Origin of the sequence: Gordoniibacillus kamchatkensis (genome assembly GCF_000829455.1) — a bacterium.
GTDB classification, from domain to species: domain Bacteria; phylum Bacillota; class Bacilli; order Paenibacillales; family NBRC-103111; genus Gordoniibacillus; species Gordoniibacillus kamchatkensis.
In genome coordinates this window covers 62,883-71,789 of record NZ_JXAK01000040.1, presented here as the reverse complement: position 1 = coordinate 71,789, position 8,907 = coordinate 62,883, and the positions used below count along the sequence as shown (strand labels likewise).

Below are 8,907 nucleotides of genomic sequence, written 5' to 3'. Positions count from 1 at the left end.
GGCGCATGCGCCATCCGCCGCCGCGCAGCGCTGCCGCGATCAGCTCCACGTACGCTGATCGCGCGGGCCGGCGAGCGTCGTCGCGAGCCCCGCTTCGCCCGCGCGGCCGGTCCGCCCGATCCGGTGGACGTAGGTCGCCGCATCGTGCGGAATGTCATAGTTGTAAACGTGGGTGACCCCTTCCACGTCGAGCCCCCGCGCCGCGAGGTCGGTGGCAACGAGCACTTGCACCTTTGCTTCGCGGAAGCGGCGCATCGCCAGCTCGCGTTTGGCTTGCGACAAGTCGCCGTGCAGCTCGTCAGCGTCGATGCCGCGCTCGCGCAGCGCGTCCGTAAGCTCGACCACGCGCTGCTTCGTATGGCAAAACACGAGCGCAAGGTAAGGGGAGTGCTCGCCGATGAGCCGCGCCAGCGTATCGGCCTTCCCGGCATCGTCCGCAACGCGCACAAGCTCTTGCTTAATCTCCTTCGCCGGCTGCGAGCGCGATTGCAGCAGCAGCTCTTGCGGCGTACGCATATATTCCCGCGCCAGCTGCCGCACCGGCTGCGGCAGCGTAGCCGAGAAGAGCAGCGTCTGGCGGCGCGAGTTCGTCTGCCGCAGTATATCTTCCACTTCCTCGAGGAAGCCGAATTGCAGCATCTGGTCGGCTTCATCGATAACGACCGTCTGCACTTTGTGCAGCAGCACCGTACCGCGCTTCAAATGGTCAAGCAGCCGCCCGGGGGTCGCGACGACAAGCTGTGCGCCTTCCTTAAGTCGGCTTAGCTGACGGTCTACATCTTTGCCGCCGTAAAGCGACAATACGCTGACCCCTACGGCCGGCGCCAGCCGTTCCAGCTCCGCCGTAATTTGCGCGGCAAGCTCCCGCGACGGCGACAAGACCAGACCTTGTACATGCATCTTGGCAGGCTGCACCGTCTCGAGCATCGGCAGCGCGAACGCGAGTGTTTTGCCCGATCCGGTCTGCGCTTGGGCGATAAGATCGGCGCCGCTGATGATGCGGGGAATCGCCTCGGTTTGCACCGGCATTGGTTCGTTTATTCCTTGTTTGCGCAGCATCTCTATCAGCTCTGGTCTGACGCCGAGCGCCGCGAACCCCGTTTGTTTCTCGTTCTTCATCTATATACCGTCTCCTTCACATATGCTCTCCCGCTTATTCTTTCCATTGTATAGGAAAACGCTCGCGGAATCGAGTCGGTTCCGCCGGCGCCCCGGCATAGCAAAACGGACGCCGTTAACGGTGTCCGCTTTACAGTCCCGCTATTAGTAACGATCATCCAATTCCGTCCGAATTGCCCGCCCCATCAATCCCCGATCAGCTGCGCCGTGCCGAATTCTTTGGTGACGATTTTGTTGAAGTCGCCGACGAACGGATCGAGCGGTTGGCCGGTCCAGCTTTTTTGCGCCAATCCGGTCATGGCGTTGATGAAATCCGGGTTAGCCGAAATGTAGACGTCGCGTACCGCCGGCTGAAGGTAGCGGATTTTTTGCGCAAGCTTTTGCTTGATGCCCCGCGACAGCTGCAGATGGTTATCTACCGTTACATGGCCGTTCCCGCTGTTCGCGATTTCGTTTGGCCTGATGCCGTCGTTTTGCGGCTGGGACGCGTTGTAAATTCCGACGACCGTACCGGCGTTGTTCGTGCGCGTGTTCGAAGACGCCGCCCCATGAGTGCCGATGCCCGATTGGTCGAGCAAGACGGCCGCATAGGCGTATTTATCCGTTGTCATAACGACGGCTGTGCGAACGCCGTACATATGCGAGAGTTGATCGGATAAATATTGGTTATAATACAGGTGGTTGTTGTCGTGAACGACCGGACCGTACAGCTGCTGCGTCTGATAGGCGCGCGTCGTATCCGACGCCGCTCCGCCGCGATGCGCCGCATAGTTGTTGATTGCCGAGTTGTCCGTATAGTTGCCTTGCCGCGAGCAACCCGCCAGTCCAACCGCCAAGCGCCGGCAGCAGCCACAGAAAACGCTTCTTCATTGCAATTCCTCCTGGCTCCAAATTCCGAATCCCCTGCGTATAGGATTCGATTTTCACAAAGTTTTATGCGCTGGGGCAGGTGGGTTTCATGCATAAACAACCCTGTTCATGGAAATCTTGAAGGGGAGAAAACCCGCGCTGCGACGCCGTTTGAGAACAATTTGTGAACTCTGCCAGATTTATTGACAAAGAGTATTCACGAATTTATAGTTATTAGAGTGATTAACCTGATTGACATTGGTCCGGGCTTAGTGGTATAAAAACTGTTTGCTAAATGGGGTTGATACTGAAATGAATCGTCTGAAAAAGTGCATGCGTCTAATCCCCCTATTTGCGGTGATGGCGTTCCTGCTCGCAGGCTGCGGCAGCGACAAGCTTTCGGCTTTGCAGCCGCAAGGTCCCGTAGCCAGAGAGCAGCTGTTCCTGATGAAATTTTCGCTTTCCATCATGGTGCTTGTAACCATCGTCGTATTTGCCATCTACGTGTGGGTTATCGTTCGTTACCGGCAGCGCAAAGGCCAGGAGAACAAAATCCCGAAACAAGTGGAAGGCAGCCACGTGCTCGAGATTATTTGGACCACTATTCCGATTATCCTGCTGCTCGTGCTCGCGGTGCCGACTGTGTATTACACGTTTAAGCATTCGGCTGACCACCGCGCCGACAAAAATGCGATTCACGTCAAAGTGACCGGCCATCAGTTCTGGTGGCAATTCGAATACCCGGACTTTAACATCGCTACGGCGCAAAACCTCGTCGTTCCGGCAAACAAGACGATTGCGCTCGAGCTTGCTTCGGCCGACGTCAGCCACGCCTTCTGGGTGCCTTCCCTCGCCGGCAAAGTGGACGCCAACCCGGGACCGGTGAACGTTCTTTACTTCCAGGCGGACAAAATCGACATGTTCCAAGGCCGATGCGCGGAGCTTTGCGGCGCTTCCCACGCCTTGATGAACTTTACGGTGCAATCGATGGCCGAAGCCGACTTCCAGAAATGGGTCGACAAAATGAAGAGCCCGGTAACCGTTCCGGCAGACGCCAAACCCGGCGAAGCGCTCTTTAAGGAAAACTGCATGGCCTGCCACCAGGTCAGTGCGCAAGGCCTCGGCGTCGGACCGAACCTGAACGGCTTTGCAAGCCGCCCTTACATAGCTGGAGTGCTGGACAATCAGGATGCGGCTAAGAAAGACGACAATCTGCACAAATGGATCGCCGACCCGCAAGGCCAGAAGCCGGGCACGAAAATGCCGGCGTTCGGGCAAAACTTCGGCGGCAACTTGACAGACGATCAGATCAATCAAATCGTCAAATACTTGCACAGCTTGAACTAATGTTCCGCTTCGGCGGAAAAGGAGGCACCTAAGTTGGCTAACGCACATGCCCATGCGCACGCAGCCGTTCACCATGAGCCCAAACGTTACACGGGTTTGATGGATTGGCTGACGACTGTCGACCATAAGAAGATCGGCATCCTGTATTTGATTGCCGGCGGATTCTTCTTCCTGATCGGCGGCCTTGAAGCGATCCTGATCCGGACGCAGCTCATGTACCCCGACCAGAAAATTTTCGTCGGCGACACCTTTAACCAATTAACGACGATGCACGGCACGACGATGATCTTCTTCGCTGCGATGCCGCTGCTCTTCGCCTTCATGAATGCGGTCGTGCCGCTTCAGATCGGGGCTCGCGACGTAGCGTTCCCGTTCGTGAACGCACTCGGCTTCTGGCTGTTCTTTGCCGGCGGCGTACTGATGAACACGAGCTGGTTTCTCGGCGGTGCTCCGGACGCGGGCTGGACGGCCTATGCGCCGCTCTCGTCCATCATCGATCCCGACGGCAAGTTCCACGGTGTCGACTTTTACGTGCTGGGCTTGCAGATTGCAGGTATCGGCACGCTGATCGGGGGCATTAACTTCCTCGTTACGATCATCAACATGCGTGCTCCGGGCATGACCTTCATGCGTATGCCGCTGTTTACATGGACCGTATTCGTTACGTCGATCCTGATCACATTCGCTTTCCCGGCGATTACTGTCGCGCTCATCGAGCTTATGTTCGACCGCTTGTTCCACGGCGCTTTCTTCGAAGCGTCCCGCGGCGGCAACAACGTGCTCTGGGAGCATCTGTTCTGGATTTTCGGACACCCCGAAGTTTACATTTTGATTATGCCGGCGTTCGGCATTATTTCCGAAGTCGTCAGCACGTTCTCGAAGAAGCGTCTGTTCGGTTACAGCTCGATGGTGTTCGCTACCGTTCTGATCGGCTTCCTCAGCTTCATGGTGTGGGTGCACCATATGTTCACGACCGGTATCGGTGCTGTCGGCAACTCGATCTTTGCGATCGCGACGATGGCTATCGCCGTCCCGACCGGTGTCAAAATTTTCAACTGGCTGTTTACGCTATGGGGCGGCAACATTCGCTTCACCGTCGCCAACCTGTTCGCTACCGCGTTTATTCCGACGTTCGTCATGGGTGGCGTGACCGGGGTTATGCTGGCTGTTCCGGCAGCTGACTTCCAATATCACGACACGTATTTCGTCGTAGCCCACTTCCACTACGTTATTGTCGGCGGTTTGATTTTGTCCGTCTTCGCGGGCTTGTACTACTGGTGGCCGAAAATGTTCGGCCGAATGCTCAGCGAAGGGCTCGGCAAAGTGCATTTCTGGCTGTTCTTCATCGGCTTCCATCTGACCTTCTTCCCGCAGCACTTCCTGGGTCTGATGGGCTTGCCGCGCCGTTACTTCACCTATATGCCGGGCTTCGGTCTGGAAACGGGCAACTTCATCAGCACGATCGGCGCCTTCCTGCAAGGACTCGGTATGATCGTGTTCCTGATCAACATCATCGTTACGGCACGCAAGCAGAAAGACGCCGGCAACGACCCGTGGGACGGCTTCACGCTGGAGTGGACGATTCCGTCGCCGGCGCCGGAGTACAACTTCAAGCAGACGCCGCTCGTACGCGGTCTGGACGCTTTCTGGAAAGAGAAAATGGCAGGCAACAAAGAGATGACTCCGGCGGAGCCGATCGGACCGATTCATATGCCTTCGCCGTCCATACTGCCGTTTGTTATGTCGCTCGGCCTGTTCATTTCCGGCTACGGCTTCATCTACCATCACTACATCGTTTCCGGCGCCGGCCTCGTGATCACGATCATCAGCATGTTCCTGCGCTCGCTCTTCGACGATCACGGCTGGCATATCGAGCCTGAAGAGCTGGAAGAACACAAGGGAGGGAAAGCCTAATGGCACAGACACACGGTGTAGCGGCATTGCCGGCCGAGCCGGAAAAGGCGACCCTCGAAGGAAAAAATAAGCTTCTCGCCTTCTGGACCTTCCTCGGTGCGGAATGCGTATTGTTCGGTTGTTTATTCGCAACGTTCATGGCTTTGCGCAATCAGGTGCCGGACGGCCCAACGGCGCAAGAGCTGTTCGACCTGAAAACGGTCGGCTGGTCGACGTTCCTGCTCCTGACGAGTTCGCTGACAAGCGTGTTCGCGATCATGAACATGCACAAAGGCAAGCATGGCGCCACGCAATTGTGGCTGGCCGTCACAGTGCTCCTCGGCCTCGGCTTCCTGATTCTCGAGATCGACGAGTTCACGCATTACGTGCATGAAGGCCACAAGTTCACGAGCAGCGCCTTCGGAACTTCGTTCTACACGCTCGTCGGCTGCCACGGAGCGCACGTTACGTTCGGTATCATCTGGATCACGACGCTGATCCTGCAAGGATTTAAGAAAGGCTTGACGGTCGTGACCGCACCGAAGTATTACGTAGCCGCCCTGTATTGGCACTTCGTCGACCTGGTGTGGGTATTCATCTTCACAGTCGTGTACTTGATGGGGAAGGTAGGTCACTAAAATGAGCGAACATACTCATGAAGCGGTATCTGACGAAAGCAAGCGCCACAAGCACGAAGGACCGCGGAACCATAACTTGACCTACATCGTTTCCGCGCTGTTGACCATATTCGCCTTCGCGGCGGTGCTGTACGGCCAGCTGGACCGCACGTTCATCATTCTCTTTATCGTCGTGCTCGGCCTCATTCAAGCCGTATTCCAGCTGTTTTTCTGGATGCACGCGAAGGAAAAGGGCCACTTCTTTCCGGTTATCGGCATAGCGTTCGGTTTCTTTATCGCACTGACTGCCGTTGCGGCAGCGGTCTGGTGGATGTGGTGGTAAGAAATGTTTAAACGTTCCGGCCGGAATGGCCGGATTCGATAGCAGCATAACGGGGGAGGCGGCTTGGCTCAAGATGACAGGTCATCCTCCCCTTTTTGCATGAAAGGAGATGCCCGGATTGGATTGGAGTTTGCTGCAGGCGATGTTCAAAGGTAGCTTCGTCGATCTGTGGAGTCCTGTTTTATTGCTGACGCTCATTGTCGTAGCCTACGTGTACTTGCGTGCGGCGCGCGCCGCTATCAGTCCGCAAGTAACGGCCGGGCAAAAAGCGTCGTTCCTGTTCGGTCTTGCGCTGTACTATGTCGGCGCAGGCAGCCCGCTCGATTACGTCGGCCATCATTATTTATTCAGCGTTCATATGCTGGATCAATCCGTGCTTTACTTGATTATGCCGCTGTTCATTTTGCACGGCATGCCCGGCTGGATGATCGAACGGCCGCTGCGCGCGCTTAAGCTGGAGCGGGTTGCGAAAGCGGTACTCAATCCGCTCGTAGCGATTTTTACGTTCAATATGCTGTTCTCCTTTTACCACGTTCCGTTCATCATGAATGCGGTGATGGAAAACGAATGGCTGCTGCTCGTTTATCATACGCTTCTCCTACTAAGCGCATTCCAGATGTGGTTTCCGATACTCGGCAATGTCGAGACCTGGAGCAAATCGAGCGAACTGAAGAGGATGGCCTACATTTTCCTCAACGGGCTGCTGCTGACGCCGGCTTGCGCCCTCATTATATTTGCGGATAAGCCGCTGTACGACATGTACCGGGGCGTCACGATGCCGATCGCCGGCTACTCCGTCGTATCGGACCAGCAGCTTGGCGGCACCATCATGAAAATCATCCAGGAGATTACGTACGGCATAACGCTTGCGCTGACATTTTTCCGCTGGTTCCGCACCGAAAGGAAGAAGGAGGAGCTGTCGTACGAGCTTCAGGACGAACGGCTCGCTTCCCTCGACAATGGCCTGAACCGGGCTTAAGCAGCGCGGCGGCAGCCGTACTTATGGCATTGGAAACGGATGGGTGATGGATGGACATTCAAGTATTGCCTACGATCTGCACGTCGTTAATCGTCATTAGCGCCGTGCTCGTCGGTTTTGGCTGGTATCATATTCGCAAAGGCAACCGTCAGACGCATATGCGCTTCATGGTTACGGCCGCTGTGGCGGCACTGCTCTTTTTCCTCCTATACGCGGCGCGCACCGCTTTCGTAGGCAATACCGACTTTGGCGGGCCGGCGGAGCTGCGGCCGTTTTATATGGCGTTTCTGGCGTTTCACATTACGCTGGCGACAGCCGGCGGCGTATTCGGGCTCGTTACGCTGTGGCTCGCTTTTAAGCAGCGGTTCGTCAGGCACAAAAAAATCGGCCGCTGGACGGCAGTCATTTGGCTGCTCACGGCGCCGACCGGCGTGCTCGTTTATGTGCTGCTGTATATGATGTATCCGGGCGGACATACGAAGCCGGTGCTGGACGTTATTTTCAGCTTCTAACCGCTATGTGAAAAGGACCGAGAGGCCGTGGTAGATCCGGCTTCTCGGTCCTTCTTGCATAAAATCATTGGATAACGTTAACATAAAACATGGCCACGCGGATCGTGTTGGCACTATGATGGAAAACTGCCGGGGAGTCGATCGATATTCGATACAGCCCGCTGCCGGAAGAGAGCGGTAGCGTGGCGTTAAATTTGCCGTCCTTGAACGGAGCGTCGACGGTGCTGATCTTCGTAAAGCCGTAGCCTGCAACCTTTTTGTCGATTCGAATCGCAAGTCCGCTGCCAAATGCGCTTTCCGCTGCGCCGCTTACGGCATAAGCCGTTTGAGAGGTCGTTACGTAGCCTTGGGAAGGCTGATCGAGGCGGATAACGCTATATGACAAGAGCGAATTATCGGATTTGGGGCGGACGGCCAGCTTCCAGTTTTGTGCCGGCGCCAGCCGAACGGTTTCCGGCTTGTACGGTTCCGTTTGCTGCGGCGCTTCGTAAAGCACGTCCAGCTTTTGCTTCAGGGTTCGAATGAAGGTGACGGCTTCCGCCCGAGTCAAAGTGTCGCTTCCGCCGTAGCCTTCCGCGGTATTGGCGGTTTTGCCGTTTGACAGCCCGCTGTCGAGCAAATAGCGGATCGAACCTTCACCGTTATAGTTGCGGCCGCTTGCGTTCGTAATGAGACGCGCGACGTACATGCGGGTATATGGAACGTTGAAAATGGAACCGGGCTCCGGCGTTGAAGGACGAGTTACGATGCTGGCGCCCCAATTGAGGCGATAAGCGTAATCCATATAAGGCTGAGCCCAGTCGGCGGAATCGTCATTCAGCGCAAAATCGACCGGGTTGTAAGCGCGAATGAGCATTGCGATAAATTCTTTTTGGCCTACAGGCTGATCGGGCTTGAACGTCCCGTCTCCGTAGCCGTCCACGATGTGCTGCGCAGCGGCCCAACGGATGGCGTCGGCCCCCCAGTAGCCGGCGGCGACATCGGTGAAGGGCGCCGTTTCCGCTGCGGCGGCTTGTCCGGCAGCGGGAAGGGCGAGGAGAGAGGCGGCTAGGAGCGTGGAAAACAAGGGACGCTGAAGAAAAGCTCCGATTCGGAACCGGCTCCACGGTGTATGACCCTGCCTAAAGCGCATCCTTGCTGATTGTACCATAGAGGCCGATGTCCTTTCTCGAAACGTCGTTTATTAACTGTATTAACGGTTTCACTGTGCCGAAAGTTGCGGTCATCCGCGCGCAAAAAATGTCGCGG

Annotated in this window: 9 protein-coding genes; 6 read left to right on the top strand and 3 right to left on the bottom strand. The window is 56.3% G+C overall.

Annotated elements, in window-relative coordinates; all coding sequences use genetic code 11:
• Nucleotides 1-39: 39 nt before the first annotated feature.
• Both SD70_RS21220 and SD70_RS21215 read right to left on the bottom strand, forming a co-directional pair.
• Nucleotides 40-1,119 carry a DEAD/DEAH box helicase gene (locus tag SD70_RS21220; protein WP_052487721.1) on the bottom strand — a complete coding sequence of 360 codons (1,080 nt, stop codon included), beginning with the start codon at nt 1,117-1,119 and terminating at the stop codon, nt 40-42.
• Nucleotides 1,120-1,304: 185 nt separating this feature from the next.
• Nucleotides 1,305-1,955, bottom strand: coding sequence for a YhcN/YlaJ family sporulation lipoprotein (locus tag SD70_RS21215; protein WP_052487720.1), 651 nt, complete (start codon nt 1,953-1,955; stop codon nt 1,305-1,307).
• Nucleotides 1,956-2,280: 325 nt separating this feature from the next.
• Here SD70_RS21215 and coxB point away from each other — a divergent pair, with 325 nt between their 5' ends.
• From coxB to SD70_RS21185, 6 genes are all read left to right on the top strand, one after another.
• Complete coding sequence (gene coxB / locus SD70_RS21210; protein ID WP_041049489.1) at nt 2,281-3,315, top strand: cytochrome c oxidase subunit II; 1,035 nt, start codon at nt 2,281-2,283, stop codon at nt 3,313-3,315.
• A 99-nt stretch (nt 3,316-3,414) separates the two neighbouring features.
• The gene (gene ctaD / locus SD70_RS21205; RefSeq protein ID WP_052487724.1) at nt 3,415-5,229 is read left to right on the top strand and encodes a cytochrome c oxidase subunit I; all 1,815 of its coding nucleotides are present in this window, start codon (nt 3,415-3,417) and stop codon (nt 5,227-5,229) included.
• Nucleotides 5,229-5,846: a cytochrome (ubi)quinol oxidase subunit III gene (locus tag SD70_RS21200; RefSeq protein ID WP_041049488.1), complete on the top strand. Its 618-nt coding sequence runs from the start codon at nt 5,229-5,231 to the stop codon at nt 5,844-5,846. Before ctaD ends, SD70_RS21200 begins: the two co-directional genes overlap by 1 nt.
• Before the next feature lies 1 nt (nt 5,847).
• Nucleotides 5,848-6,168 (top strand): cytochrome C oxidase subunit IV family protein, encoded by a 321-nt coding sequence (locus SD70_RS21195; RefSeq protein ID WP_041049487.1) that lies wholly within the window; start codon nt 5,848-5,850, stop codon nt 6,166-6,168.
• A 118-nt stretch (nt 6,169-6,286) separates the two neighbouring features.
• Complete coding sequence (locus tag SD70_RS21190) at nt 6,287-7,147, top strand: cytochrome c oxidase assembly protein (protein WP_231571377.1); 861 nt, start codon at nt 6,287-6,289, stop codon at nt 7,145-7,147.
• Between the two features lie 50 nt (nt 7,148-7,197).
• Nucleotides 7,198-7,659, top strand: a complete 462-nt coding sequence (locus SD70_RS21185; protein ID WP_041049485.1) for a DUF420 domain-containing protein — start codon at nt 7,198-7,200, stop codon at nt 7,657-7,659.
• 64 nt (nt 7,660-7,723) lie between these two features.
• Here the strand turns inward: SD70_RS21185 and SD70_RS33765 are convergent, their stop codons facing one another.
• Nucleotides 7,724-8,725, bottom strand: a complete 1,002-nt coding sequence (locus SD70_RS33765) for an S-layer homology domain-containing protein (RefSeq protein ID WP_052487719.1) — start codon at nt 8,723-8,725, stop codon at nt 7,724-7,726.
• Between the last annotated feature and the right edge of the window lie 182 nt (nt 8,726-8,907).

What these genes read in the sequence shown, in the direction of transcription:
- SD70_RS21220 (WP_052487721.1), bottom strand. Translation starts at nt 1,119, where the DNA reads ATGAAGAACGAGAAACAAACGGGGTTCGCGGCGCTCGGCGTCAGACCA.
- coxB (WP_041049489.1), top strand. Translation starts at nt 2,281, where the DNA reads ATGAATCGTCTGAAAAAGTGCATGCGTCTAATCCCCCTATTTGCGGTG.
- ctaD (WP_052487724.1), top strand. Translation starts at nt 3,415, where the DNA reads ATGGATTGGCTGACGACTGTCGACCATAAGAAGATCGGCATCCTGTAT.
- SD70_RS21200 (WP_041049488.1), top strand. Translation starts at nt 5,229, where the DNA reads ATGGCACAGACACACGGTGTAGCGGCATTGCCGGCCGAGCCGGAAAAG.
- SD70_RS21195 (WP_041049487.1), top strand. Translation starts at nt 5,848, where the DNA reads ATGAGCGAACATACTCATGAAGCGGTATCTGACGAAAGCAAGCGCCAC.
- SD70_RS21185 (WP_041049485.1), top strand. Translation starts at nt 7,198, where the DNA reads ATGGACATTCAAGTATTGCCTACGATCTGCACGTCGTTAATCGTCATT.